The following is a 26,494-nucleotide window of genomic DNA, read 5'->3' on the forward strand; positions in this document are numbered from 1 at the left end:
GCGAGCTTCATCGGATCTCGCCCTCGGCGACTGCGGCCAGCTGCTTCAAGACCGTGCCCCAGCCGTCCGCGAACCCCAGCTCCTGGTGCTGTGCTCGGGCAGCCGAGGTCCCATGGCGCACGATGATCCGGTAGTCCGTGCCGTCCGGATGCTCCGCCAGCGTCACCTCAGCGGTCATGAGAAACGGCTCCGGGCTGGCCGGGCGCCAATGGCTGTCGATCGCGTTCGTGAACACCAGCCGCTCGATCTCGTCGACCACAAGGAAGCTCGCATCGAGATGCGGCACGAACTGCGTCCCGTCCTCACTCAACTGCGTCACCATCGCCCCACCAGGACGAACCTCGAGCCGCTCGACCCGGCACACCGCGGGAGCCGGCACCCACCACTGCGCGAACCTGGCCGGATCGGTCCAGGCCCTCCAGACGGTCTCCCGTGGCGCGCGGATCACGCGCTCGACGGTCAGATCAAGCTCGGGATCGATCATGACTCTTCCTCCAGGGGTTCGGTGACGAGGCGTTCCAGCCGATCGGTGCGGTCCGTCCAGATCCGGCGCTGCTCGGCCAGCCAGTCGTCGACGAGCGCCAGCCGCTCGCGATTCAGCACGCAGGTCCGCACCCGGCCGACCTTGACCGTGCGGATCAGCCCGTTCGACTCCAGCGTCCGGACGTGCTTCATGAACGACGGCAGCGTGATCGGGAACTCCGCCGCGAGCTCACCCACACTCGTCGGTCCGCGCCCGAGCCGCCGGATCACCCGGCGTCGGGTCGGGTCGGCGAGCGCGACGAACACACCGTCGACCTCGGCTGAATACTGTGCCATGAGGCTAAGTATTGCTCGTGGCCAACACTTAGCGCAAGGGCTAACTGTTGCCATCCACGAAGGGCCCCGCTTCCGTGCATGGAAGCGGGGCCCTTCGGTGGTTTGTCAGGTGGCTTGCTCAGTCGCGGGTGAGCTTGCGGTGGGTGACGCGGTGCGGGCGGGCCGCCTCCGGGCCGAGCCGCTCGACCTTGTTCGCCTCGTACGACGCGAAGTTGCCCTCGAACCAGAACCACTTGGCCGGGTCGTCGTCGGTGCCTTCCCAGGCGAGGATGTGTGTCGCCACGCGGTCCAGGAACCACCGGTCGTGGGACACGACCACCGCACAGCCCGGGAACTCCAGTAGCGCATCCTCCAGCGACTGCAGAGTCTCGACGTCCAGGTCGTTGGTCGGCTCGTCGAGCAGCAGCAGGTTGCCGCCCATCTTCAGCGTGAGCGCAAGGTTCAGCCGGTTCCGCTCACCGCCGGACAGGACGCCGGTGGGCTTCTGCTGGTCCGGGCCCTTGAACCCGAACGACGCGACGTACGCCCGGCTCGGCATCTCGAAGTTCGCGACCTTGATGAAGTCGAGCTCGTCGGACACCATCTGCCAGACCGTCTTCTTCGGGTCCAGATTGCCGCGCCCCTGGTCGACGTACGAGATCTTGACCGTCTCACCGAGCTTCAGGCTGCCCTTGTCCGGCTGCTCCTCGCCGATGATCATCCGGAACAGCGTCGACTTGCCGACGCCGTTCGGACCGACGACGCCGACGATGCCGGCCCGGGGCAGGGAGAAGCTCAGACCGTCGATCAGCGTCCGGCCGCCGAAGCCCTTCTCCAGCTTGCTGACCTCGAGGACCGTGCTGCCCAGACGCGGACCCGGCGGGATGTTGATCTCGTCGATGTCCAGCTTCTTGGCCCGCTCGGCCTCGGCCGCCAGCTCCTCGTACCGCTGGAGGCGCGCCTTGCTCTTGGACTGCCGGCCCTTCGCGTTCGACCGGACCCACTCGAGCTCGCGCTCCAGGATCTTCTGCCGCTTGGCGTCCTTCTGGCCCTCGACGACCAGACGCGCCTTCTTGGTCTCCAGGTACTTCGAGTAGTTGCCCTCGTAGCCGTACGTCCGGCCGCGGTCGAGCTCGAGGATCCACTCGGCGACGTTGTCGAGGAAGTACCGGTCGTGGGTGATCGCCATGACGGCGCCCGGGTACTTCTGCAGGTGCTGCTCCAGCCACTGCACCGACTCGGCGTCCAGGTGGTTGGTGGGCTCGTCGAGGAGCAACAGGTCGGGCTGCTGCAGCAGAAGCTTGCACAGCGCGACCCGGCGGCGCTCACCACCGGACAGCTTGTCGACGATCGCTTCCGGCGGCGGACAGCGCAGCGCGTCCATCGCCTGCTCCAACTGGGCGTCGATGTCCCAGGCGTTGCGGTGGTCGAGCTCGGTCTGCAGGTCGCCCATCTCGGCCAGCAGGGTGTCGTAGTCGGCGTCCGGGTCGGCCAGCTCGGCGGAGATCTCGTTGAAGCGGTCGAGCTTCTGCTTGGTGTCGCCGACCCCTTCCTGAACGTTCTCCAGCACGGTCTTGCCCTCGGTCAGCGGCGGCTCCTGCAGCAGGATCCCCACCGTCGCGCCATCGGCCAGCCGCGCCTCGCCGTTGGAGGGCTGGTCGAGCCCCGCCATGATCTTGAACAGCGAGGACTTGCCGGTGCCGTTCGGCCCGACCACGCCGATCTTCGCGCCGGTGAGGAAGTTCAGCGTGACGTTGTCGAGAACGACCTTGTCACCGTGCGCCTTCCGGACGTTGCGAAGCGTGTAGATGAATTCCGCCATGCCTAGAGCCTATGTGTTTTCTCCACAGCCACGAATTCGGGCGTCCGATCGAGGCGCGACCGGTGCATCTTCTCCGTCGACAGGACATCCGCACGGAAGGCGAACCCTCGATGAGCATCAACGAAATCCACCTGACCGTGGTCGGCCGGATCGGCAGCGAACCCGACTTGAAGGCGATAGGCCAGGTCCCCCACCTCTCGTTCCGCCTCGCCTCCACCCCGAGGCAGTTCGACAAGATCCTCGGCAGGTTCGTCGACAAGACCACGTCGTGGCTTCCGGTGGAGTGCTGGCGCGTCCTCGCCCAGAACGCGTTCGACTCGATGCGCGTCGGTCAGCCGGTGATCGTCACCGGCAAGCTCCGCACGCACGAGTGGACCGACGACCAAGGCGAGCAGCGCAGCCGCCTGATCCTGGAAGCCTCGTCGATCGGCCACGACCTCAACCGAGGCACGGCGACGTTCTCCAAGTCCGCTCCGCGCGGTGAGCACACCGTTCCTGAGGTGACGGTCGCGCCGTTCCCCGCCGACGAGTACGTTGCCACGCCCCTGCCACCGCAGTCGGAGGCAGCATGATTACCTCAGCCTTGACTTATATAAGCCCGGCCCGGCATTCTGAGGTCCATCCCAGCAGCCGAGCAGGAGAGGGAACTACCTGTGATCGACATCCTCGAGCACATCAATGCGGTCCAACGCGAAGTCAGCCGTACCGGCGAGACCGTGACGGTGCTGATGCGCCGCTCGTACCAGGCCGAGCCGGCAGAGGTGTGGGACGCCCTCACGGACCCGGGGCGGATGAAGCGCTGGTTCATGCCGGTCTCCGGCGATCTGAAGGTCGGCGGCGCGTTCCAGCTGGAGGGCAACGCCGGCGGCGAGATCCTGGAGTGCGAGCCGCCCAAGCGGTTCAAGGTGACCTTCGGCGGTCCGAACAGCCTTCTCGAGCTGCGTCTGCTGCCCGGCGCGGACGCGTCCACCGAGCTGGAGCTCGAGCACTCGATGAGCGAGGCGCCGGCTCCCGGCGGCGCGGGCGCGCTCTGGGTCGGTCCCGGATGGGACGGCGGACTGCTCGGCCTCGCGCTCTACGTCACCGGCGAGCTCCCGGAGGACGCCGACCCGGCCGCGATGGCCAACTCCGCCGAGGTGATCAGCTACAACGAGCAGTCCCTGCGGGCCTGGATCGAAGCGATCCGCGCTTCGGGCACGACCACCGAGGACGACCTGATGTCCGCGGCCAGGATCTCCCTGTCGCAGTACGCGCCCGACGCCGAGCTCTGACGACTGGCACCCGGTCCCGGGGCGCGCGCGAGATCCTGCGCGCGCCCCGGTTGTCGGGTCTGCTGTCTGGTCGGGGACGCCTAGCCGCGGGCGGTGGCGAGGCTGTCCCGGCAGGTCGTGTACGCGGTGAGCTCGTCGCGAGCCGGCGCAACAACGTGGCTGTCGGCAACTTTCTCCAGTTCGCCCCGCAGCGCCTGCGCCACCTGACGGGACCGCCGCAGCGCTCCGCTGGTCGCGAACACCCGGCAGACGAAGGAGAGCGCCAGCCCCAGGACGGCACCACCGACCAGCATGACCCATGCGTACGGGATGCCGTTCCACTCGGGCAGCGGCGGGTCGTCCAGATCGGCGATCCGTGCCACGAGGACGGCGATCAGCCACGCGGCGCCGCCGAGCGTGACCAGGAACAGCAGCCACTGCACGACTCGCGCGAAACTCCACCAGCCCGGATTGTTGGTGGCACCAAGGTCTGTGCGCGCGACCGCCTGGTCCAGCTCGTCACCGAGCGACTCCTCGCGGCGCCGGATCGCCGAGCGCACCGAATCGGCCCACGGACGGGACAGCCCTTCCGCGGCCTTGTTCGTGATCGTGCGGACCGCGGCGTCCATCCGCGCGCGCTGCACAGGAGTTGCCGCAGGCAACGAAGAGCGGGCGATCGCCACTTCGCTCGACGCCGACTTGCGCAGCGCCTTGCCCTGCTCGCGCGATACCTGGTCGCCGTGCAGCCGACGCAACGGATCCGGCCGGAACCGTCCGAGCCACTTGGTCAGCGGCCAGCCCGTCGCAGCCCGAGCACGCTGCAGGTAGGAGCGCCGCACGGCGTCCGAGACGACCGACAGGCCACTCGCGTCCGACAGCGCGTCGACCAGCTCGGTGATGTCCGCCTCGGCGATCTCAGGTGTCTTCGCAGTGCCGCACTGGCTGGCCATCCGGTCCGAGACCCGGTCGACGTCGGCGGAGAGGCGCTCGCGCGCGGAGCGCTTGTTGCTGACCCGCTTGACCAGCAGCCCGCGCACCTCCTCCAGACCGTCACCGCTGACGGCCGACGTCGCGACAACCGTCGGCGACTTGAGCCCGTCGATCTTGAGCAGTCGGTCCAGGTCCTCGAGGCAGCTCTTCCGCTGGTCCGGCGTCAGCTTGTCGATGTGATTCAGCGCGAACACCATCACCCCGGAATGCGAGGCGAACGGTTTGATGTACCGGTTGTGCAGCGCCGCATCGGCGTACTTCTGCGGATCCACCACCCACACGAGCATGTCGACCAGCTCCACGAGCCGGTCGACGATCAGGCGGTGCTCGACCTCGGTCGAGTCGTGGTCCGGAAGGTCCAGCAGGACGAGGCCGTCCAGGTCCTCGGAGTGGGCTTCCTCGAGCGAGCTGCGGTGCTGCACCTGGTGCCGGCGCGGGATCCCCAGCCAGCTGAGCACCTCACCGGCCGGCTCGTCACCCCAGACGCAGGCCAGCGGCATCGAGCTCGTCGGCCGGCGCGTCCCGATCGCGGCCAGGTCGAGCCCGGTCAGCGCGTTGAACAGCGACGACTTCCCCGAGCCGGTCGCACCTGCCAGCGCGACCACGGTCAGGTCGCCTGACATGCGTAGGCGCTGTCCGGCCCTGTCCACGATCTGCGTCGCCTCGGTGAGCACGACCGGATCGAGCCGACCGTCACCCGCCTTGGCGGCGACGTCGAGGGCGTCGATCTTCTTCAGGACATCGGTCGCGCCCCGCGTGGGGGTCTCGACCGTATCCACTGTTTCCGTCACGTGCAGTCCTCCACCGCGCGCGCGGCCTCCGTCAGTAGCCTGGCCGTCTCGGCGTCGACCGGATGCTGGTCAAGGACAGCCAGATAGCGGGCGAATTCGGCATCCATCAGGGCATGAACCTTACCGTCAAGGTCCTCCCTTGCCTTATCAACCATGCCCTGAACTGCCTTGTCGCCGAAAACCGCCTCCAGCAGTCGCTGCCCGACAACCGCGCTGCCTGCGCCGGCGCTCGCCTCGGCGCCCTTCGGAATCCCTGTTCCCCGGGCGAAAACCACCACCATGAGCGAGAGTCCGAGCCCGTTCACGCCGTACTCCAGGATGCGTGCCGTCGACTTCTTGGCGCCGCCTTCCTTGCGGATCACGTCGAGGACGAACGCCTGCCACTCCCGGACGGCACGAGCCGCAGCATCCGGGAAGTCCGGGGACAACGCCCCGAGCGAGCCGCCGTCACCGACGTTCGCGAGCTCGGCGTCGCCTGCGGCCAGCAGTTGCCGGCCCGGGGCTGTTGCCTGCCACACCTTCTCGGCACGTTCCGCGGCGGCTGTCGCGTGCTCACGTAGCAGCGACTCCAGGCCGGACTGGATCGCGTCACTGACGTCGCGGGTCTCAGCAGGCTTGTTGCCGAGCGAGTTCTTCAGCCGGTCGCGCAGCCGGCCCGCGTTGGACTGCAGCCCCTTCAGGAGTTCGCCAGTGCCGACGAACTCCTGCCACCGGGCCAGCACCTCGCCGCGCAGCATCGTCCCGTCCTGGCACGCCTTCGCAATGTCCTTCACGCCCTGGTCGTACGCCGCCTCGACCGACGACCGCAGCTCGATGGCCGTGTCCGCCTGCGCCTTCACAGCCTCCGCGAAGGGCGGCGTCTTCTTCACCATCGCGCTGACCGCGCCCTGCAGGGTGCGGCGGACCACGGCCGCGCGCGCCTCCGCGTCGGCAGCCAGGTCGACCAGCCAGTCCTTGATCGAGGCAACCGATGACTGCGGCAACATTCCGTTGCCATCGACAACGGTCTCCTGGATCGAGAACAGCGGCGAGTCACCGAGACCACGCTCGAGCAGCATCTGGGCGAGGTGGCCGGTGATGTCGTCGATCGTCTCGCTCGGAGCCCGGTCGAGCACGACCGCGACCGCCGTACTGCGATCCGATGCGCTCTGCAGGAAGTCCCACGGGACAGCGTCGGAGTACCGCGCCGCCGTGGTGACGAACAGCCACAGGTCGGCCGCCGCGAGCAGCTGGGTCGCCAGGTCACGGTTCGCCTCGACGACGGAGTCGATGTCCGGCGCGTCCAGAATCGCGAGCCCGCGCGGAACGGTGTCAGCGGCAACCAACCGCAGCTGCCCCGCGTCCTCCATGCCACCCGGCTCTTCCGAACTCGTCCGCGCCATCCCCGGAAGCACCCGGTCGCCTACGAACCAGTCCGCATCGGCCGGGTGATGAATCAGCACCGGCGACCGAGTAGTCGGCCGCAGCACGCCCGGCTCACTGACCACCTTGCCGATCACGGTGTTGACCAGCGTCGACTTCCCAGCCCCAGTAGACCCACCAACCACCGCGAGAACGGGCGCCTCCAGCTGCACCAACCGAGGCAGCAGGTAGTCGTCCAGCTGATCCAGCATCGCCTTCTGCTGCTGCCGAGCCTCGTCAGCCCCCACAACCTCCAGCGGCAACCGACTCCCGGCAAACACCCCCCGCAACTTCATCAAAGCAGTAATCAAAGCCATCGCAGCCTGCTCAGCCGCCAACCGCTCCGCCAACTGCTCCGCAGTCAGCTCTTCCCCGGCCTCGGCCTCATCCGCCGCCGAGCCATCAGCACCGTCAGCACCGTCCCCAGAGGTGCCGTCAGCGTCGTCCGCCGACACATCACCGGCAGCATCCGCCGAACCATCGGAAACACCATCAGCAGCCTCATCAGCCGCCGCTCCGTCGACAGCCCCATCCGCCGCCTGCGCGGCAGACTCTCCCGCCGCCGCACCGTCTACAGCCCCGGCGTCCCCAGCAGCACCGTCCACGCCCTCATCCACCGCGCCGGCACCAGCCTCACCCGCCGCAGCACCATCCGCCTCACCCACGGCGTCGCTTGCACCGCCAGCAGCACCATCCACCTCGCGTGCAGACTCGTCCGGCCCCTCACCCGAGCCGCCGCTCTCCGCCTCATCCCCGCCGTCCGACGCCCCATCCCCGCCATCACCAGCACCGTCGCCGTCACCGCCAGCAGCACCGCCAGCAGCGTCATCAACCGCGCCGCCTGCCGCACCAACCTCCGCCACGCCGGCAGACTCGCCTGCTGCCTCGCCCGAGCGGTCGTCGCCCGCCTCGTCCCCGTCGTCGTTTCCTGCCTCGTGCACCTCGTCCGACGCCTCATCCGCGGCGTCACTTGCGCCGTCAGCAGCGCCGTCAGCACCGCCGTGAGCACCGCCGGCACCGCTGTCGGCACCGTCGGCACCTCCGTCCGCCTCGCGGGCGGACTCGTCCGGCGACTTACCCGAGCTGTCGTTCCCAGCCTCATGGACGGCGTCCGACGCACCCTCCGCGGCGTCACCAGCCGATCCATCGTCCGCCGGCCCGTCAGCCGCGTGCCGTCCCGCGGTACCGGCCGACGCGCCAGCCGCCTCATCCACAGACTCGCCCGACACACCGTCCGCCGCGCCATCGCCTACTGCACCGTGTGAGGCAGCATCACCCGCGCCGCCGTCTGATGCCGCCGCGGCCGCACCATCCCCCGCCTGGTCTGTGGCCGCGTCCGCAGACCCAGCCGAGCCACCGACCGCCTCGCCGTCGCCTGCCGCGTCAGCTGAGCCGCCATCAACCGCGCCGTCGCCTTCCGCCCCGGCACCGCCACCGTCTTCCGCTCTGGCACCGCCACCGTCTTCCGCCTCGGCACCGCCATCGCCTTCCGCCTCGGCACCGCCATCACCTTCCGAGACGGCACCGGCGTGGTCGGGCGCACCGGCGGGAGCCGTCGACTCGTCCGCGCTCTGGTCCTTCGCCTCGTCGGCATTGCCCGACTGCTCAGCCGCGGCGGCCACCGATTCGTCGGTGACGTCGCTCTCGTCGTGCGTGCCGTCTGACGATCCGTCCGGGGACGCATCTCCTGAGTCGTCAGCGGGCTCATCCGTCGTCGCGTCCGTGGTCTCGTCAGCCGTATCGGGTGAGGCATCGTCGGCGGCCTGGGTGGAGGTCTCGGGCTGCTTCGGGAGGCCGATGATGATGTTGCCGTACTCGAGGGGAAAGCCGTCCGGTGACTCATCCGGCTCGTACACGACACCCACGGTCGACCGCGGCTGCTCTTCTGGCGCCCCATCCGGCACTGCGGTGTCCGCATCCCGTACGTCGTCGCCCCCACCAGCCTGCGCTGCACCGCCCTCAGCAACCTCCGACGGGCGCTCCTCAGCAACCTGCGCCGGGCCGCCCTCGCCAGCCTGTGCCGCGCCGTCCTCAGTCCCGGGTGCGGCGGTGCCCTCGGCCTCACCCGCGGCCTCGGAAGACTGCGCGGCTGCGTCGTCGGTAGACGGACCGCCGGTGTCGGTTGAGGCGGAGGAGCTCGACGGCTGATTGGCCCCGGGTGTCGAATCCGTGGAGCTGCCTTCGCCGGTTGCCGCGTCGTCCGAGGTGTCCGCTGCCGGGTCGGTGGACGGCGTGCCTGGCGACTGGGCGTCCGAGGCGGACTTCACCGCGGCGCTGTCCGTTGGGTCCTGTGCGGACTTGGATGGCGCGTCGGAGCTGCCTTCGGCGGGTTCAGCAGAGGCGTCGGCTGTGGCCTCGTTCGAGGAGGCGTCCTGGGTCACCGCGCCTGCGGAGTCGGATGCGGCCGCACCGTTTGATGCCGGAGCATCCGCCGTCGTACCCGCGCTGGACTGGCCCGAGGTGGTTGCGTCGGGCTGTGCCGAACCATTCCCAGCAGACTGTGCCGCACCATCGGCGCCGGACGATGCCGCAGTGGGCTGGGTCGAGCCGTCAGGTGTGGGTTCGGGGTCCGGGGTGGACTTGCGGCGACGGCGCCGCCAGAAGCCTCGGGGTTTGGGGGTGGACTGGGCGATGAGGTTCGCCAGCTCCTGGGCAGGCTGATCCTGGTTCGGAACCCGCGGTTCCGAACCTTCACCAGCTGCTGACCTGGTGTCAGCCACGTTGTCCGCCCACGAGCACAGAGTGCCCGGTCGGACAGCGCAGAAGCAAAGTCATCGTCATCCCCGTTTGGCGGCGTGGACGGGTGGCAGTCACTGCGAGGGTGGATACGGACCGTATCCTCCCGGCGGTCCTTGTTGACCGGGGGGTCCCGGTGGGTAACCGGACTGACCGGCTGGGTAACCGGGTTGCCCCGGCGGATACCCCGGCTGAGCGGGAGGATAACCGTCTTGCGGCCGCGGGTATGCGCCTTCCCCCGCGCCCCCTCCCGGAGCCCCAGGACCTGGCCCCACCGGCCCGCCCGGGCCCCCTGGACCCATCGGAGCAGCAGTACCCATCGGACCACCGGTACCCATCGGCACGCCAGGACCCATCTGCCCGGGCGGCCCCATCGGCATTCCCGGACCTGGACCACCCGGCTGGAACCCGCCGGCGTACTGCGGAGCAGCTTGAGCGAACGCCGGCATCGGGGGGAACGGCACGCTCGGCCGCCGCTCCCGAAGCTCGTCCAGCAACTGCTTCTCCGTGTGCAGGGCGTCCGGCCCGATCACCTGGCGGACGATCTTGTCCCGCAGGTACGCCAACTCGGTCGCGTTGTGCTGGAACGCCTTCGCAGCTGCTTCCGCCTGGGACCCGTACCGCCGCGCGTTCTGCCGGAGCGCCTTGCGCCCCCGCAGCGTGGCTATCAGTGGTACGTCCTGTGGAACCAGCCACCCGAACCGCACATAGTCGTACAGCCGGGACGCGATCATCTGCCCTTCCCGGGACCGCATCACCAGCGCGAAGACGACCAGGCAGATGAACAGCGGCACCATCAGGCACAGGTACGCCACGATGAAGCCCCCGCCACCGGCCCAGCTCGCAGAGGCGTTCCAGGAAGCATGCGCCAGCACCGCCGCCAGATATCCGACGACGGGCGCGAGGAATCGGACGACGGTACTTCGGTGCCGTATCGCGACGCCGATCCCGATCGCGGTGAACGACGTGAAGAGTGGATGCGCGAACGGCGAGATCACGCCGCGGATGATGAACAGCGCGAACGCACCGCGCAGACCCGCGTCGCTGCCGGCCTCCTCGGAAAGCGTGTTGAAGACGCGGCCGTAGTACAGGATGTTCTCGGTGAAGGCGAAGCCCACGCCGACCATCCCGGCGTACACCAGGCCGTCGATGATGCCGTCGAACTCCTTGCGCCGCACCAACGCCAGCAGCAGGATCACGGACCCCTTGGCGAACTCCTCCACCGGCGGGGCCACGAAGACCGCGGACCGGTCGCCGCCGACGCCGGTCTCGGCCAGCCGGTGCGACACCTCGGTGTTGATGAAGATCGCGGCCAGCGTGGCGATGAAGGCGCCCCAGCAGAGCGCGAAGACGATGTACTTGGTCGGCTCCGGCTCGTACCGGTCCAGCCAGAGGTAGAGCGCGATGACCGGGATGACCGGTACGAACGCGAAGATCAGGCCCCAGGTGAAGCCGCCGGCGCCGGTCGACTTGGCCACGATGCCGAAGATCACCAGGCCCGCGATCGCGAACACCACCGCGATCACGATGCCGATCAGGACGCCCTGGTTGCGGCGCTGGCCGGGGACCGGATGGCTGCCGAGCACGTTCGGCTGCGGGTACGGTCCGCCGGGCGAGTACGCCGACCCCGCCGCGGGTTGCGGCGTGCCTGCCGGGCCTGGTGAGGGGTGACTCATGCCCCGAAGCCTAGTTGGGGTGCCGATCAAGCGGCAGGACCACCCACTCAGCGTTACCGGGATGGAACGACAACCCTGTACTTCGCTCCCGCTCGAACCGCGCCGAATCAGAACCCAGAGGCGAGATCACCCGCCGATCTGAGAGACTCTTCCGTGCCGTACGCCCCCGTAGCTCAGCTGGATAGAGCGTCGGACTTCTAATCCGTTGGTCGCAGGTTCGAGTCCTGCCGGGGGCGCTTTGCTGGTGAACGATCGTTTTCCTCAGTGAGTTCCTACGGTCTTCTCAGCGTTCTCTCGGGGCCGGCGTGTGGGCTTGTTCGTCATACCTGTACTGGCAGGTGACGGAAAGGCGGACGTCGTGGCTTCGGGACTGGTAGGCGTACTTCATTCGGGTGGACTGCGTGAACTGCGGTACGCCGCGGGCGCCGTGGTGATCCTGGCGGGGATCCCAGGAGCCGGGAAGACCACTCTGCTGCGGCGGCTGTACCCGGTCGGCCAGGACCACGGCGGCGTGCGGGTCTTCGACAGCGAGCGGCTCCGGGGCCGGTGGATGCGCGTGCTCGGTCGGGTGCCGTATGCGTGGTGGCGTCCGCTGCTGCACCTCGCGTACTACGTTCGCGTGCTGCTGGCGATGCGGCCGGGTGGTGGCCCGCTCGTCGTGCATGACTGCGCTACCCGGCCGTGGGTGCGGCAGCTGATCGGCCGGCGAGCCAGGCGGAGCGGCTTACCGGTACACCTTGTTCTGCTTGACGTGCCGGACGACGTGGCACGTTCAGGGCAGTGGGAGCGCGGACGGGTCGTGCGGCCCGGGAGCATGTTGACCCACTGCCGCAGATGGCCACAGCTCCTGGCGAGGGCGGCCGACGATCCGGGGTACGTCCTACCGGGGGCTCTGTCGGCGCAGATACTCACCCGGGGTCAGGCGGACAGGGTGGCGCGCATCTGCTTCAGCTGAGGCGCAGGCGGCACCCGAGGTCGTCCAGATGCTGTCGTGGTCGGCCCGGCCGGTGCCGGATCCGCCCCAACCGATCATCCATGAACCCGGAGGTCCCGCTTGGACAGGAATTGTCGGCGGCGGGTGATTGAGTGAGGGACGCGAGGGAGGAGATCGGATGAAGGTTCGAGTCGGGCGTGAGGTTCTGGCCGAGGCGGTTGGATGGGTGGCGCGCGGGTTGCCCAGTCGGCCGAGTGTGCCGATTCTGGCCGGGATGGTGGTCGAGGCGGCCGACGGGCAGGTGACGTTGTCCGGGTTCGACTACGAGAGCTCGGCGCGGGTCAGTGTGCCGGCGGAGGTGGCCGACGAGGGGCGGGTGCTCGTGTCGGGGCGGCTGTTGTCGGACATCTGCCGGAGCATGCCGCGGGATTCGGTGGATCTGAGCGGTGAGGCGGCTCGGGTTCAGGTGAGCAGCGGCGCGGCTCGGTTCGTGTTGCACACGCTGCCGCTCGATGAGTATCCGCCGCTGCCGGAGATCCCCCAGGCGAGTGGAGTGGTCGACGGGGACGTCTTCGCGCGCGCCGTCTCACAGGTCGTGAGCGCGGCCGGCCGCGACGACACGCTGCCGGTGTTCACCGGGATCCGCCTGGAGATCCGTGGGTCGACGATCTCGTTGCTGGCCACCGACCGGTACAGGTTGGCCTTGCGGTCGTTCCCCTGGGAGCCGGTCGATGCCGGCGCCGAGGCCAATGCGCTCGTTCCGGCCAAACTGCTCGCCGATGTCGCGAAGGCGATGGCCGGTCATGAGCTGACCCTTGCGCTCGGTTCGACCCGCACAGGGGACGGGTTGATCGGATTCGAGGGCGGTGGCCGGCATGCGACCAGCCGCCTGATCGACGGCGAGTTCCCGAAGGTCCGCAGTCTGATCCCCGCCGAGGGTGCGATCACCAGCACGGTGACCGTCGACACCGCCGCGCTCGTCGAGGCGGTCAAGCGGGTCGCGCTGGTGGCCGAGCGCTCGGCGCCGGTGCGGCTGACGTTCGCGGACGGCGCGGCGACGCTCGACGCGGGCAACGGCGAGGAGGCCCAGGCCTCGGAGTCCGTCGAGATCACCCTGACCGGCGACCCGGTGGTGACCGGCTTCAACGCCGGCTACCTGCTCGACGGACTGGCCTCACTCGGTACGCCGATCGCGCACTTCGCCTTCACCCAGACGACCAAACCCGCCAACCTGACCGGCCTGCGCGCTCCGGACGAGACTCCCTCGACAGACGCCGCCTACATCCTGATGCCCATGCGCCTGCCCACCTGATCCCGATCGGCGCTGCGGGCCCCGACTCATCCGTAGGTCGGACGAGTGAATCGTGCCGTGGGCTGACGATCGCGCCTGCCCGCTGCGATGTAGTGGAGCCGGCAAGCGTCACCCAGGGAAAGGATGGCTTGTGGAACCCTCACGGGGACGGCTCCACGAGATCGACCTGTTGCGGATCTTCGCGGCGTTGTCGGTGATGGCGTACCACTACCTGTTCTCCTCGTACGCCGATGGCACGTCCGCGATGCATTTCCCGCACGTGGACCTCGTCGCGCGGTACGGGTACCTCGGGGTGGATCTGTTCTTCACGATCAGCGGGTTCGTCGTCCTGCTCAGCGCGTGGGATCGCAGCCCGCGGTCGTTCGTCAGCTCCCGCGCGGTCCGCCTGTACCCGGCGTACTGGATCGCGGTCACCCTGACGGCGTTCGTCGCTGTCGCGTTCAGCCAAGGACGGTTCCCCGTCTCGCTCCCGCAGTACCTGGCGAACCTGACGATGTTCAACTCGCTGCCGAACATCGAGAACGTCGACGTCGTCTACTGGACCCTGTGGGCCGAGATCCGGTTCTACGCGATGATCCTGATCCTGACCTGGATCGGCGTCACCGCTCGTCGAGTCACGATCTTCTGCTGGGCCTGGCTCGCCGCGACGTTCGTCTTCCAGGCCGGGCTGTTGCCGCACGCAACCGATCTGGTGCTCAACACCCAGTTCTCGCACTACTTCATCGCCGGTATGGCGCTCTGCCTGATCCACCGGTACGGCGCCACGCGACAGACCATCGCCATCGTCGCGATCGCGCTCGGCAACGCGATCTACCGCGGTATCGGCTTCGCGGACCGGGTCGGCCTGCGGTACCACAGCGAGATCCACCGAACCGCCGTCGTCACCATCATCGTCGCGATCTTCGCGATCATGCTGGCGGTCGCGCTCAAACTCACGCCCCGCTTCGGCCGGCCGTGGTTCGCCGTCCTGGGCGCACTCACCTACCCGCTCTACCTGGTGCACGCGCATATCGGCTTCATCATCTTCGAGCGCCTCGGCGACCAGGTGAACCACATCCTCCTGGTCGCCACCACGATGCTGCTGATGATCGGCGTCGCAGCCGCACTGCACTACGGCGTCGAGCAGCCGCTCGCCCCACGCCTCAAACGCCTACTGGACCGGGTCCTGCCCGGCCGGCCGGTTCACGCACTCAGGAAGTAGCCCGTCAGCACTCGGGCCATCGTCTCCGGCGGCAGCGTGTGGAACGTCCCGTCGTGACCCTCCAGAGTCCCGTGCGGGAGCGCCTCGGCCACCTGCCGCGCCGCTTCCTTCATCCAGTCAGCACTGGCGTTGCTGAACATCGCCAGCGTCGGTACGTCGATCGACGCCAGCAACTCACGCGGTACTGCGTTGTCGCCCAACTGCAGACCGTCGTACACCAGCGTGTGCGCGATGGCCTCCATCCCGGCCCACATCGGCGTCTGCCGGATCTGGTCGACCACCTCCTTCGGCTGCCCCACTGCCTCGACCATGAACAGCTCAGCCGCTCCACCCGGGTTCCCGGCGTCGACGAACTCCTGCAGCCGCTCGAGGTACCGGTCCGGTGCCGGCGGCGCCCCTTCGACCCGGAACGGCGGCTCCATCACCGCCTGCTTCTCGAACGGCAGCCTGGACTGCAGCAGCACCATGGACCCGGACGAGTAGGCGCAGGCGTACTGCGCACCGGTCGCCGAGCGGATCGCCTCGAGGTCCTCCCACTCACGCTCGACGGCGTACGGCAGGGTGTCGCCGGAGTCACCGCGGCCGCGCCGGTCGTAGTTGACCACGGTGAACGCCGACGACAGCGCCTTGGCGTCATCGACGTACCGCGAGCGCTCGGTGAATCCGCCTGCGACCAGCACCAGGACCGGACCGCTGCCGTACGTGTCGTAGGCGAGCTCGGTGCCGTCCTTCGAAACCACCTTCTGCATCACAGCTCCTTTGCCAGAGAGATCTCTGCCCATCCGTCGAACAGCTTCGCCCCGGACAGACACCCTGTGATCCACATCACATCACGCCGAGATCTTCCAGGCGAGGGCACACCTCACTACAGTTGGATTATGTATACAGGCGACTGCACACCATCCCGGGTTCGTTGATGCTGCTCCGCCAGTTGGAGTACCTCGTCGCCCTCGCCCGCGAGAAGCATTTCGCTCGGGCGGCGGAAGCCTGTTACGTCTCCCAGCCGTCACTGTCGGCGGCGATCCGCAAGCTCGAGCAGGAGCTCGACGTGCCGATCGTGCGTCGCGGCCGCCGGTTCGAGGGCCTGACGCCCGAGGGTGAGCGGGTGCTGCTCTGGGCCCAGCGCATTCTCGCCGAGCAGGACGCGCTCCGGCACGAGTTGTCGGTGATGCGCGGCGGCCTCAACGGCACCCTCCGGCTCGGCGCGATCCCGACCGCGATGCCGGTGGTTTCGTTGCTCACGACACCGTTCTGCGCGCGGCACACCAACGCGAGGGTCACCCTCGAGTCGCTGTCGTCCCGCGACATCACCCAGAAGCTCGCCGAGTTCGATCTCGACGTCGCGATGACGTACCTGGACGACGACACCCTCGGCCAGGTGCGCAAGACTCCGCTGTACGAAGAGCGCTACCTGCTGCTGACGCCCACGCACAGCAAGCTGGCCGACCAGCCGGTCGCCACCTGGGCGGAGGTCGCCGAGCTGCCGCTCTGCCTGCTCTCCCCCGACATGCGCAACCGCAGGATCATGAACAGCTACTTCACCGACGACGGCGTGACCGCGACGCCGGCGATCGAGAGCGACACCGTCTCCGGGTTGTACAGCCATCTGCACGGCAGTCATTGGTCGACCGTGATCTCGCACGCCTGGCTGCACATGTTCGGCGTACCGGACGGGATGCGCGTCGTACCGCTGAAGCGGCCGGCACACGGGCCACGAGTCGGACTGGTGATCGCCGCGCGCAGTCCCGAGCCTGTCCTCGCGCGCGCACTGCTCGACGTCGCGCGGCAGGCCGGCGTACACAAGGCCCTCGACGATCTGCTCGACGTACATCTGATGGATTCGGGCTATCTCGACATAGCGAGCAAGTCTTTGACCGTCGGATCGTGAGACCGCGATGGTGGAAATCCTTTCAGAACAAGGAGATTCCCACCATGGCGAAGATTGTCTGTGTCTTGTACGACGACCCGGCGACGGGCTACCCGACGTCGTACCCGCGGGACGACATCCCGACCATCGACGGCTACCCCGGCGGTCAGCCGGCGCCGTCGCCGAAGGCCGTCGACTTCACGCCGGGCGCGCTGCTCGGCAGCGTCTCCGGTGAGCTCGGGCTGCGCGAGTTCCTCGAGAGCCAGGGCCACACGTTGGCCGTCACCTCGGACAAGGAGGGCGCCGGCTCGGTGCTCGATCGCGAGCTCCCCGATGCGGACGTGGTGATCTCGCAACCGTTCTGGCCGGCGTACCTGACCGCCGAGCGGATCGCCAAGGCGCCGAACCTGAAGCTGGCGATCACGGCCGGCATCGGCTCCGACCACGTCGACCTGGACGCGGCGATCGAGCACGGCATGACCGTTGCCGAGGTCACCTATTCGAACAGCATCAGCGTCGCCGAGCACGTGGTGATGATGATCCTCGGACTCGTCCGCAACTACCTCCCGTCGCACCAGGTCGTCCTCGACGGCGGGTGGAACGTCGCGGACTGCGTGGCACGCTCGTACGACCTCGAAGGCATGCACGTCGGTACGGTCGCCGCCGGACGAATCGGGACCGCCGTACTGCGCCGGCTCGCGCCGTTCGACGTGAAGCTGCACTACACCGACCGGCACCGGCTGCCGGAGTCGGTCGAGCGGGAGCTCGGGCTGACTTTCCACCCGAGCGCGGCCGACATGGTGCCGCACTGCGACGTGGTGACGATCAACGCGCCGCTGCATCCCGAGACCGAGGGGCTGTTCGGCGAGAAGCTGCTCGGCACGATGAAGCGCGGCACGTACCTGATCAACACCGCCCGCGCTCGCATCACCGACCCCGACGCGATCGTCCGGGCCTTGGAGAGCGGGCAGCTGGCCGGGTATGCCGGCGACGTCTGGTACCCGCAGCCCGCACCGGCCGACCACCCGTGGCGGACCATGCCCCACCACGGGATGACGCCGCACATCTCCGGCTCGTCGCTGTCCGCGCAGACCCGGTACGCCGCCGGCACCCGGGAGATCCTGGAGTCGTGGCTGGCCGGTACGCCGATCCGCGACGAATACCTGATCGTGGACAGCGGGCAGCTGGCGGGAGCGGGCGCGCACAGCTACTCGACCCAGAAGTGATCACACGTCGATCCGGACTCTCCTGCTCGAGGGTCCGGATCGGCTGGTGTCACGCGGGTGCGTCGTCGAAGGTAGGGATCACGCCGATCTGCTGGAGAAGGCGGAGCTCGTCGATGACATGCCAGTGTTCGGCCAGGCGGCCGGATTCGATCCGGTAGACATCGATGCCGGCGATCTGGAACGAGCGGCCGGTCGGCGAGATGCCCGCGAATTCGCCGACATGTGTGCCGGTGTTCGTCCAGCGGACGACCACCCGGTCGCCTTCGGCCACCAGGTCCTGGATCTCGAACCGCGGCGCGAACGCGGAAGTGAGCAGGCGAACGCGGTCGGCAAGTCCGGCCAGGCCATCGCCTTGACCCGGCACCGGATCGTGCTCGGCGTAGTCCTGGGTCGCCAGCTCCACGAGGGATCCGGTGCGTTGCTGATTGAGCACCTCGTCGTACAGCCGCTGGACGAGTAGCTTGTTGTTGTCGGTGGACATCGTTGCCTCCCCGGACTCGATCTGGACGTTCTCAGCCTGGCCCGGCGCAGGCGGCTCGACCATGACGACTGACCCACCGACTTACCGACCGGCTGGTCGGTGACGGGGAGGGGGTACGGCGATGGCCGAAGGGGATCTGGCCGCCGGACTGCGACGTCTCCGATCGCTGGCGGGCCTGACGCAGGAGGAGCTGGCCGAGCAAGCAGGAATCAGCGTCCGCGCCGTGAGCGACATCGAACGTGGGGCACGGCGCCGGATCTATCCGGCCACGGCCAGGCAGCTCGCAACGGCGTTGGGATTGCAGGCCTCCGACCGCAGCACGTTCGAGCGGATTGCTCGCGGGCTTTCACCGGTCGTGCCGCCGACGGGCACCGACCGTGATCTCCCGGTGCTGAGGACCTCGTTGTTCGGGCGGCAGCGGGAGCTCGCCGACTTGGGCGCGTTCCTCGCCGCCGACCCGCCGGTCCTGATCACCGTCACCGGGCCGGGTGGCGTCGGGAAGACTCGCGTGGCGCTGGAGGCCACACGAGCTCTTGCCCCGACGTTCTCCGAGGTCCACTGGGTGCAACTCGGCCAACTCGTGGATCACACCCTGGTGCTCCACGAGATCGCGAGATCCGTCGGCGCGATCGCGATCGCCACGGACGTACTCGGCGGCCTGGCGCGGGCAATCGGCGTACGACGCTCCTTGCTGGTCGTGGATACGTTCGAGCATCTCCTGCCCGCTGCGCCTGATCTGTCCGAGCTGCTCGACCGCTGTCCTGGATTGACCATGCTGGTGACGAGCCGGGCTCGGCTGCGGCTGACGGGTGAGCGGGAGTTCGTCCTCGGGCCCATGCCGGTTCCGGCCGACTTGTCGACAACGACGGAATCGACCGAGCTCTTCATCGATCGCGCGGTCACAGCCAATCGTCAGGTGACCATCGAGCCAGCGCTGGTCGCAGACATCTGCCGGCGGCTGGACGGCGTACCGCTCGCCATCGAACTGGCCGCGGCGAGGACGCGCCACTTGTCCTTGACCGATCTGGCCCGGCAGCTCGAGCGCGGGACCGGCGTACTCGCGCACGGACCGCAGGACCTGCCGCGACGCCAGGAGTCGATGCAGGCAACTGTTGCCTGGAGCTACGACCTGCTGGATCTGGACGCGCAGGTCCTGATGCGGCGGCTGTCGGTCTTCGCGGGCTGGACGCTCGAGGCGGTCGATGCCGTGTGCATGGAGGACATCGGGACGGATTCGCTCGAGGTGCTGTCGACATTGCTCGACCACAACCTCGTGACGGCGTCACCGCACGAGGTCTGCGGGACGCGGTACCAGATGCTGGATGTGGTCCGCGAGTACGCCGCACAGCAGGCGACACCATCCGAGACGGCCACGCTGCAGTCCCGGCACGCGGGCTACTTCGTGGAGCTGGTCCAGGGCCTCGAACCGCTGCTGCGGGCAACAGGGCAGAGCGCCGCACACCTACGCCTCGACGCCGAGCTACCGAACTTGCGCCGCGCTCATCGCCTGCTGCTCGACAACGACCCGCCACGGGCGCTTGCCCTCGCCGCGTCGCTCTGGATGTTCTGGTTGTGGCGAGGTGGTCTGCCGGAGGGCCGTCGGTGGCTGACCGAAGCGCTGTACGCCGACGACGGCGGCGCCCCGTACGACCGGGCGAAGGCTCTTTGGGGCGCCGGATGGCTCGCGTTCCACCAGGGCGATGTCGAGCAGACGAAAAGGTACGGCGAGGAGTTGCTGCGACTGGCCGGCAGCACGCGGAGCGCAGTGCAGCTCCGTAACGCGTTGACGCTTCGTGGCATGACGGAGATGGCAGCGGGAGCCTTCTATGCCGCGCGGTCGTCATTCATCGCGGCTCAAGATGCCCTGCTCGGAACTGATGAGCGATGGCTGACTGCCACCTCAGTGCTGAACCGTGGCATGGCGGAACTGCACGCCGGTGACATCGCCACGGCTGAGCACCTGTTCGTCGACGCCGCACGCCGCTACGCCGAGCTGGGCGACGAGACCTATCTGAATCGCGCGAACCGCCACCTCGGGGCCGCAGCCCTCCTGAACGGCCAGTTGGAGCGCGCGGAGCAGTTGTTCGCCGCCGAGCTCGTCCAGAACGAGACCGGAACCGAGTGGGGAGCGGCCGAAAGCCTGGAAGGTCTCAGCTGGGTCGCTGCCGTCCGCGGTGATGCCGAGCGCACAACAGAGCTCGCCCACGACGCTGCCGACCTCCGGGCCCGCCTCGGCGTACAGCTCCATCCCTTCGACGCGCAGCTGGCCGGTCACTTCCGCGGCGCGGTGAGAGCGGGATCACGCCGTACGTAAGCCGGATCACATGAGACGCGGGCATAACCGGTCAGTACGCCTGGTTGAATGTATACAGAAGCCAGAATTCAAGGAAGGGTTGAAATGATCTTCACACGTAGGTTCGGCGCTCTGGCGGCTCGCCCGCGGTTCCCGGATGCTCCGGAGCTGCAGCAGGAGCTGAACACCCCGGTCGACCTGGACGCGGAGCTCGCGAAGCTGACCGCCGACGGCGCCGCTCACGAAGACCAGCGGCGCGCCGACGAGTCGGCCGCCTGAGGCAGCGTCTATATGTCAGGGCATGGCACTTGGTAGACTGTCTACCAAGTGCCATGCTGCTTTCGGGAAGGGACCTCATGACGACGATCAGCGCAGGGCCAGGGGCGGGTGCGGAACCGGCCGGGGTGCGGCACGTCAAGCGGCCGACACCGTTGCGGGAGTCGGTGTACGAGGCCCTGACCGAGATGATCATCGACGGCACCCTCGAGCGCGGCCGGCACCTGGTCGAGGTCGAGCTGGCCGGTCTGCTGGGCGTCTCCCGGCAGCCGGTGCGCGAGGCCCTGCAGCGGCTGAACAACGAGGGCTGGGTGGACCTGCGCCCCGGGTTCGGCGCGATGGTGCACGTCCCCGCCGAGGACGAGGTGGACCAGCTTCTCGCGGCCCGCGCGGCGCTCGAGTCCGAGTCCGCCCGCCTGGCCGCCCGGCACGCCACGAAGGACGACGTCGCCCGGTTGCGCGAGCTCTGCAAGGTCGGCACGGCGTACCAGGAGTCCGGCGACATCGACGGCACGGTCCGCACCAACGGCGAACTCCACAGCCTCATCACCGAGATGTCCGGCAACCGGTTCCTGGTCGACTTCGCCGCCCAGGTCGACCGCCGCGTCCGCTGGTACTACACCCCCGTGGCCCCCGTCCGCGGCGCCGCCTCCTGGCGCGAGCACAACCGCCTGGTCAAGGCCATCAGCGAAGGCGACGAGGACAAAGCCGCCCAAACCATGCGCGAACACACCGAACACACCCGCAAGGCCTACCACGACCTCCAGGCCGCCGCTGAGCCCACCGCGCCCGCGGAAGAACCCACCAAACGCCGCCGCCGCACCACCTGATCCGCCCTGCTCCGACTACATGCCGGGTACCACAGACGACCCGCCGCCGGGCACACCCGCGAGCTGCGCCCACACCCCGCTTACAAGATGGGTTAACCATTCTTGTTGCTCCTTCTTCCCTCGTATGAAGACAGAGAAGGAGCAAGAGGAGGGGTTATCCCTTTGCGCAGTCATGTCCACCCACTCCAGCCCCCGGGGGCGCCACCACAGTCCCCCGCCACGCCCCCTCACCGAAGGCACAACAGACAGCCTCCGCGAAGCGGTGTCCTTTCGTGGGTGGCGCCGTTCCACAGGTACAAACGCTGTCGCCCGCAACCGGTGGGTTGCGGGCGACTTTCAGGCGGTGCGTTTGGTGCGGGCGCGGCCTCGGCCCGCGGCGGCCTTGCGGGCCTCCAGGGACGCGGCCAGGTGGGCGTACTGTTCGACCATCCGGCGCGCGTACTGGTTGCGGTCGAGGATGTGGGGCCACCAGTGCCGGCCCAGTTGTTCGTGCATCCAGAGGAAGCCGATCGCGAACCCCATGCTCACCAGTGCCCGGAAGGCGAGGAACTTCCCCACCTCCGGCGGCAGTCCCGGCGTACCGGTAACCACCCACGCGGTCACGATCGCATGCACCAGCAGCGACAGCGGGAACGCGACCGCCCAATAGACCGCCGCCGGCCCGAACACCCCGGCGGGGACTTTGCCCAGCGCAACGAGTGCGGCGTACCCGGCGCCGAACAGGATCAGTGGTACGCCGAGCCCGAGCCCGGTCACCACCGCCCAGCCGGCGGGCTGGCCCACGAACGCGCCCAGCCCTCCGGCCATCAGCCCGGCGGCGGCGCCGACCGCCGCCGCCGGGACGGCGAACTCCGCCAACTGCTTCAGCTCGGCTCTGTGAGTCATGGTCAACCCACTGCCACGCCGAAGCGGACCAGGCAGTAGAACAGCATCCCGAGATAGAAGACCGCCCCGAACCCGATGATCACGTTCCGCACCGGACCGGGCCGGATCTTCTTGGGCAGCAGCATGTTGTTGGTCAGCAGCAACACGATGCAGTACGCACCCATCGCGAACGTGGACAGGAACGCGAGCGTGTCCAGGATCCCGGCCGGGCCGTCGGCCGGACCGAACAGCAGGATCAGGATGCCGAACAGGATCACGCCCCACAGGAACCCGGCGTACAGCCGAGACATCGAGAACCGTTTGGCGCCCGGCACGAAGTAGTACGTCATGTCCGCCTGACCGCGGGAGAACGAGTCGAACAGACCGAGGGTCGCGTTCAGACCGATCAGCGCGATGAAGGCGAAGAACAACGTCCCGAGGATCGGCGAGCCGGCGGAGGCGAACGCGTCGGACATCGCCTTCAGCGCGGCCTCCCGGTCACCGCCCTCGATCAGTTGCGCCACGTTCGGGTTCTCCCGGGCCGCCGACATGGCCAGCACGGTGAACGAGATCGTGACCAGCATCGTGATGCCCCAGAAGAGCAGGATCGCGTCGAACGTGACCCACTTGCGCCAGCCCTTCCACTTCGCCATCTCGGCCGGATCCTCGGTGTCGAACATGAACCCGCGCGACGGCATCGACTCCGCCTCGTCCGCGGCCCGCAGGCCCCGGATCTTGGGGATGTGCGCACCCATGCCGGCGCCGCTGTCCCGCAGTTGCAGCGTGTACCACATCTGCTGCATGCCGGACGGGCCCGCGAACGCGATCGAACCGACCACGACCGGGAACCAGGCCGACGTCATCGCGTCGTGCGGGAAGTACCCGAAGGCGAACATCCCGGACAGCGTCCGGCCCAGATCGTCCCAGTTGCCGACGATCGCCGCGATCACCGACGTACCCACGACCAGCAGGCCGATCAGCAGACCGAGCAGTTTCTCGAGGAAGTTGTAGATCACCGACAAGAGACTGAACAGCACACCGACGAACACCAGAGCCACGCACGCGGTGACCTGCCAGGGTATGCCGGTGATCTCCTCGAACGCGGCCGCGCCGGCGGACAGATGGCCCGGCCACATGTAGATCAGGATCGCCGCCGCGTAGAAGAACCACATCAGCGGTTTGAAGATCCGGGCCGCGCCGAAGAAGATGCTCTCCCCGGTGGCCATCGCGTACCGCGCCATCTCCAGCAGCACGAACGCCTGCAGCGTGACGCCGACCATGAACAGCCAGCGGATGTCCGGCCCGAACACCAGGACGAGCCGGGGCCACATGTACGACTCCCCCATCCCCACACCCAGTGCGACCAGGAAGACGGTCGGACCGAGGATGTGCATGGAGGGTGGTGCGTCCGGAAGTTTCCGGATCGGCATCGGTTCGAGCCGGCCGGCCTTCCAGACCTTCTCGGTGACAGTGGCCGCCGGCTCTTCGGGAACTTCTGAGGTCTTGCTCGTGACGTCCAAGGCGGTCTCCTTAGATTGACGCCAACTAGCGGAATGAACGCTCCCCCGCGACTCCTTCCTCCAATCAGCCGAGCGGCCCGGCGTTACGGGCCCAGCGGTATTTCGCACCGAGGACCTGGACGGGCGTCTCGGTGGTGTACGGGTAGGCGACCACACCGTGGTCGAACAGGTACTGCGAGGCTTCCTCGACCTCGACGTCGCCGGACAGCGAGGAGACCACCGGCTTGTCGATGCCCTTGGCCCGGAACTCCTCGACCACCTCGGCGACCAGCTTCGCGAACACCATCGGCGGCGTCACGATCGTGTGCCAGTAGCCCAGGATCAGGGCGTGGATGCGCTCGTCGGACAGCCCGAGCGCGACCGTGTTCCGGTACGTCGACGGCGGCTCGCCGCCGGTGATGTCGACCGGGTTGCCGGCCGCGCCGAACGGCGGGATGAACTTGCGGAACGCCGCGTCCAGGTCGTCCGGAATCTCCATCAGCGTCAGCCCGTTGTCCACGCAGGCGTCCGACAGCAGTACGCCGGAACCGCCCGCGCCGGTGATGATGACGACGTTCTCGCCCTTCGGCGTCGGCAGCAGCGGGATCCCGCGGGCGTACTGGAGCATCTCGTTCAGCCCCGGCGCCCGGACCACCCCGCTCTGCCGCAGGATGTCGTCGTACACCTTGTCGTTGCCGGCCAGGGCGCCGGTGTGCGAGCTGGCCGCCCGCGCGCCCATGGAGGTACGGCCGGCCTTCAGCACGACGACCGGCTTCTTCTTGGACACCCGGGCCGCCGTCTCGGCGAACGCCCGGCCGTCCTTCAAATCCTCAAGATGCATGGCGATCAGGTTGGTGTTGTCATCGCTCTCGAAGAAGGTCAGGAGGTCATCCTCGTCGATGTCGGCCTTGTTGCCTACCCCAACGATCGCGGAGACCCCCATCCGGCTGGACCGGCTGAAGCCGAGGATGGCCATGCCGATCCCACCCGACTGCGACGACAGGGCAACGGATCCGCGGACGTCGTACGGCGTACAGAAGGTCGCGCACAGACTCTCGGGCAGATAGTAGTAGCCGTAGATGTTCGGTCCCAGGATTCGAACATTGTGTTCACGGGCGATCGCGACGACCTCGTCCTGGAGCTCCTGCTCGCCGGTCTCGGCGAACCCGGACGGGATCAGGATCGCGCCCGCGACGCCCTTCTGCCCGCACTGCTCGAGCGCCCCGGCGACGAACTTGGCCGGTACGGCGAACACCGCGACGTCGACGTCTCCCGGGATCTCCAGGATGCTGGGGAACGCCTTCCGCCCGAGGACCTCGCCGCCCTTGGGGTTGACCGGGTAGATGTCCCCGGCATACCCGCCGTTGACCAGGTTCTTCATCACCGAGTTGCCGATCTTGCCGTCCTCGTTGGACGCCCCGATCACCGCGACCGCGCGCGGCCGCATGATCCGGGTCATCGCGGTCAGGATCTCCTCCTGGCTGAACCGCTCGACCGGCTTGCCGGCCTCGGCGTCCACGATGATCCGGAAGTCCACCGCGGTGGCACCGTCCGGCCCGGCCAGCACCGGGTTCAGGTCCACCTCGGCGAACTGCGGGAAGTCCGTGACCAGGTCCGACAACCGCTTGATCAGGTCGCCGACAGCCTCCTTGTCGACCGGCTGCGCACCGCGGACACCCTCGAGCATCTCGTGCGCACCGATCCCGTCGACCATCGCCCGCGCTTCGCCGGACGTCAGCGGAGCGAGCCGGAAGGTCACGTCTTTCAGTACCTCGACGAGTACCCCGCCCAGCCCGAACGCGACCACCTTGCCGAACGTCGGGTCGGTGACCGCGCCGACGATGACCTCCTGCACGTCACCGCCGGTGACCAGCATCTTCTGGACCTGGACGCCGGTGATCTCGGCGTCGGCCTTGTAGGCGCGGGCGTTGGCGAGGATCTTGTCGAACGCGTCGCGCGCCGCGTCCTCGCTGTCCACGCCGACCACCACGCCGCCGGCGTCGGTCTTGTGCAGGATGTCCGGCGAGACGATCTTCAGTACGACAGGGAAGCCGATCTGTCCGGCCAGACCGGCGGCTCCCTCGGCAGTCGTGGCCAGCCCCTCGCCCGGCGTGGGGATGCCGTACGCGTCGGCGACCAGCTTGGCCTCGGGCGCGCTCAGCGAGGTGCGGCCGTCCGCCAGAGCCTGGTCGAGGATGGTCCGGACTGCTGCCTTGTCATAGGTCTTTGCGGGGGTCATTGCAGGGA

At 68.4% G+C, this 26,494-nt stretch carries 21 protein-coding genes and 1 tRNA gene; 11 read left to right on the forward strand and 11 right to left on the reverse strand.

What is annotated here, in order from left to right; translation table 11 throughout:
• Positions 1-7 precede the first annotated feature (7 nt).
• The 3 genes from ACIA58_RS17520 to ettA all read right to left on the reverse strand — a co-directional run bounded on the left by ACIA58_RS17520 (position 8) and on the right by ettA (position 2,620).
• Complete coding sequence (locus ACIA58_RS17520) at positions 8-484, reverse strand: SRPBCC domain-containing protein (protein ID WP_396404685.1); 477 nt, start codon at positions 482-484, stop codon at positions 8-10.
• A complete protein-coding gene (locus tag ACIA58_RS17525; protein WP_396404686.1) occupies positions 481-819 on the reverse strand; it encodes an ArsR/SmtB family transcription factor in 339 nt (112 codons plus the stop codon). Before ACIA58_RS17525 ends, ACIA58_RS17520 begins: the two co-directional genes overlap by 4 nt.
• 118 nt (positions 820-937) lie before the next feature.
• Positions 938-2,620, reverse strand: a complete 1,683-nt coding sequence (gene ettA / locus ACIA58_RS17530; RefSeq protein WP_396404687.1) for an energy-dependent translational throttle protein EttA — start codon at positions 2,618-2,620, stop codon at positions 938-940.
• Between the two features lie 110 nt (positions 2,621-2,730).
• Here ettA and ACIA58_RS17535 point away from each other — a divergent pair, with 110 nt between their 5' ends.
• Positions 2,731-3,192, forward strand: coding sequence for a single-stranded DNA-binding protein (locus ACIA58_RS17535; protein ID WP_396404688.1), 462 nt, complete (start codon positions 2,731-2,733; stop codon positions 3,190-3,192).
• Positions 3,193-3,273: 81 nt separating this feature from the next.
• Complete coding sequence (locus tag ACIA58_RS17540; RefSeq protein ID WP_396404689.1) at positions 3,274-3,891, forward strand: SRPBCC family protein; 618 nt, start codon at positions 3,274-3,276, stop codon at positions 3,889-3,891.
• An 80-nt stretch (positions 3,892-3,971) separates the two neighbouring features.
• Here ACIA58_RS17540 and ACIA58_RS17545 read toward each other — a convergent pair whose 3' ends face one another.
• The 3 genes from ACIA58_RS17545 to ACIA58_RS17555 all read right to left on the reverse strand — a co-directional run bounded on the left by ACIA58_RS17545 (position 3,972) and on the right by ACIA58_RS17555 (position 11,464).
• Positions 3,972-5,651, reverse strand: coding sequence for a GTPase (locus tag ACIA58_RS17545; protein WP_396404690.1), 1,680 nt, complete (start codon positions 5,649-5,651; stop codon positions 3,972-3,974).
• Complete coding sequence (locus tag ACIA58_RS17550; RefSeq protein WP_396404691.1) at positions 5,648-9,772, reverse strand: AAA family ATPase; 4,125 nt, start codon at positions 9,770-9,772, stop codon at positions 5,648-5,650. The genes ACIA58_RS17545 and ACIA58_RS17550 overlap by 4 nt, the downstream gene beginning before the upstream one ends.
• Positions 9,773-9,862: 90 nt before the next feature.
• Entirely contained in the window at positions 9,863-11,464 is a 1,602-nt protein-coding gene (locus ACIA58_RS17555; protein WP_396404692.1) for a PrsW family intramembrane metalloprotease, read from the reverse strand.
• A gap of 162 nt (positions 11,465-11,626) precedes the next feature.
• On the opposite strand from ACIA58_RS17555, the gene ACIA58_RS17560 reads away from it, so the two are divergent.
• The 4 genes from ACIA58_RS17560 (at position 11,627) to ACIA58_RS17575 (ending at position 14,911) form a co-directional block, all read left to right on the forward strand.
• Positions 11,627-11,700: transfer RNA gene (locus ACIA58_RS17560), tRNA-Arg, on the forward strand.
• Between the two features lie 122 nt (positions 11,701-11,822).
• The gene (locus ACIA58_RS17565; RefSeq protein WP_396404693.1) at positions 11,823-12,419 is read left to right on the forward strand and encodes an AAA family ATPase; all 597 of its coding nucleotides are present in this window, start codon (positions 11,823-11,825) and stop codon (positions 12,417-12,419) included.
• A 157-nt stretch (positions 12,420-12,576) separates the two neighbouring features.
• The gene (dnaN, locus tag ACIA58_RS17570) at positions 12,577-13,710 is read left to right on the forward strand and encodes a DNA polymerase III subunit beta (protein WP_396404694.1); all 1,134 of its coding nucleotides are present in this window, start codon (positions 12,577-12,579) and stop codon (positions 13,708-13,710) included.
• Between the two features lie 130 nt (positions 13,711-13,840).
• Positions 13,841-14,911: an acyltransferase family protein gene (locus ACIA58_RS17575; RefSeq protein WP_396404695.1), complete on the forward strand. Its 1,071-nt coding sequence runs from the start codon at positions 13,841-13,843 to the stop codon at positions 14,909-14,911.
• Here the strand turns inward: ACIA58_RS17575 and ACIA58_RS17580 are convergent.
• Complete coding sequence (locus ACIA58_RS17580; protein WP_396404696.1) at positions 14,893-15,660, reverse strand: alpha/beta fold hydrolase; 768 nt, start codon at positions 15,658-15,660, stop codon at positions 14,893-14,895. The two genes, ACIA58_RS17575 and ACIA58_RS17580, sit on opposite strands and share 19 nt — an antisense overlap.
• 167 nt (positions 15,661-15,827) lie before the next feature.
• Here ACIA58_RS17580 and ACIA58_RS17585 point away from each other — a divergent pair, with 167 nt between their 5' ends.
• A complete protein-coding gene (locus ACIA58_RS17585; RefSeq protein ID WP_396404697.1) occupies positions 15,828-16,799 on the forward strand; it encodes a LysR substrate-binding domain-containing protein in 972 nt (323 codons plus the stop codon).
• 44 nt (positions 16,800-16,843) lie between these two features.
• Positions 16,844-18,004, forward strand: coding sequence for an NAD-dependent formate dehydrogenase (locus ACIA58_RS17590; protein WP_396404698.1), 1,161 nt, complete (start codon positions 16,844-16,846; stop codon positions 18,002-18,004).
• A gap of 49 nt (positions 18,005-18,053) precedes the next feature.
• Here ACIA58_RS17590 and ACIA58_RS17595 read toward each other — a convergent pair whose 3' ends face one another.
• Complete coding sequence (locus ACIA58_RS17595) at positions 18,054-18,548, reverse strand: ester cyclase (protein WP_396404699.1); 495 nt, start codon at positions 18,546-18,548, stop codon at positions 18,054-18,056.
• Between the two features lie 58 nt (positions 18,549-18,606).
• On the opposite strand from ACIA58_RS17595, the gene ACIA58_RS17600 reads away from it, so the two are divergent.
• The 3 genes from ACIA58_RS17600 to ACIA58_RS17610 all read left to right on the forward strand — a co-directional run bounded on the left by ACIA58_RS17600 (position 18,607) and on the right by ACIA58_RS17610 (position 21,884).
• Positions 18,607-20,799 (forward strand): ATP-binding protein, encoded by a 2,193-nt coding sequence (locus tag ACIA58_RS17600; protein ID WP_396404700.1) that lies wholly within the window; start codon positions 18,607-18,609, stop codon positions 20,797-20,799.
• Between the two features lie 84 nt (positions 20,800-20,883).
• Complete coding sequence (locus ACIA58_RS17605) at positions 20,884-21,057, forward strand: hypothetical protein (protein ID WP_396404701.1); 174 nt, start codon at positions 20,884-20,886, stop codon at positions 21,055-21,057.
• A gap of 77 nt (positions 21,058-21,134) precedes the next feature.
• Positions 21,135-21,884, forward strand: coding sequence for a GntR family transcriptional regulator (locus ACIA58_RS17610; protein ID WP_396404702.1), 750 nt, complete (start codon positions 21,135-21,137; stop codon positions 21,882-21,884).
• Between the two features lie 336 nt (positions 21,885-22,220).
• Here ACIA58_RS17610 and ACIA58_RS17615 read toward each other — a convergent pair whose 3' ends face one another.
• The 3 genes from ACIA58_RS17615 to ACIA58_RS17625 form a co-directional block, all read right to left on the reverse strand.
• Positions 22,221-22,769, reverse strand: coding sequence for a hypothetical protein (locus ACIA58_RS17615; protein WP_396404703.1), 549 nt, complete (start codon positions 22,767-22,769; stop codon positions 22,221-22,223).
• 2 nt (positions 22,770-22,771) lie between these two features.
• Positions 22,772-24,268 carry an Nramp family divalent metal transporter gene (locus ACIA58_RS17620; RefSeq protein WP_396404704.1) on the reverse strand — a complete coding sequence of 499 codons (1,497 nt, stop codon included), beginning with the start codon at positions 24,266-24,268 and terminating at the stop codon, positions 22,772-22,774.
• Positions 24,269-24,332: 64 nt separating this feature from the next.
• On the reverse strand, positions 24,333-26,486 hold the full coding sequence (locus ACIA58_RS17625) for an acetate--CoA ligase family protein (protein ID WP_396404705.1): 2,154 nt from the start codon (positions 26,484-26,486) through the stop codon (positions 24,333-24,335).
• Positions 26,487-26,494 lie beyond the last annotated feature (8 nt).

The organism is Kribbella sp. NPDC051586 (genome assembly GCF_044453965.1).
GTDB lineage: Bacteria > Actinomycetota > Actinomycetes > Propionibacteriales > Kribbellaceae > Kribbella.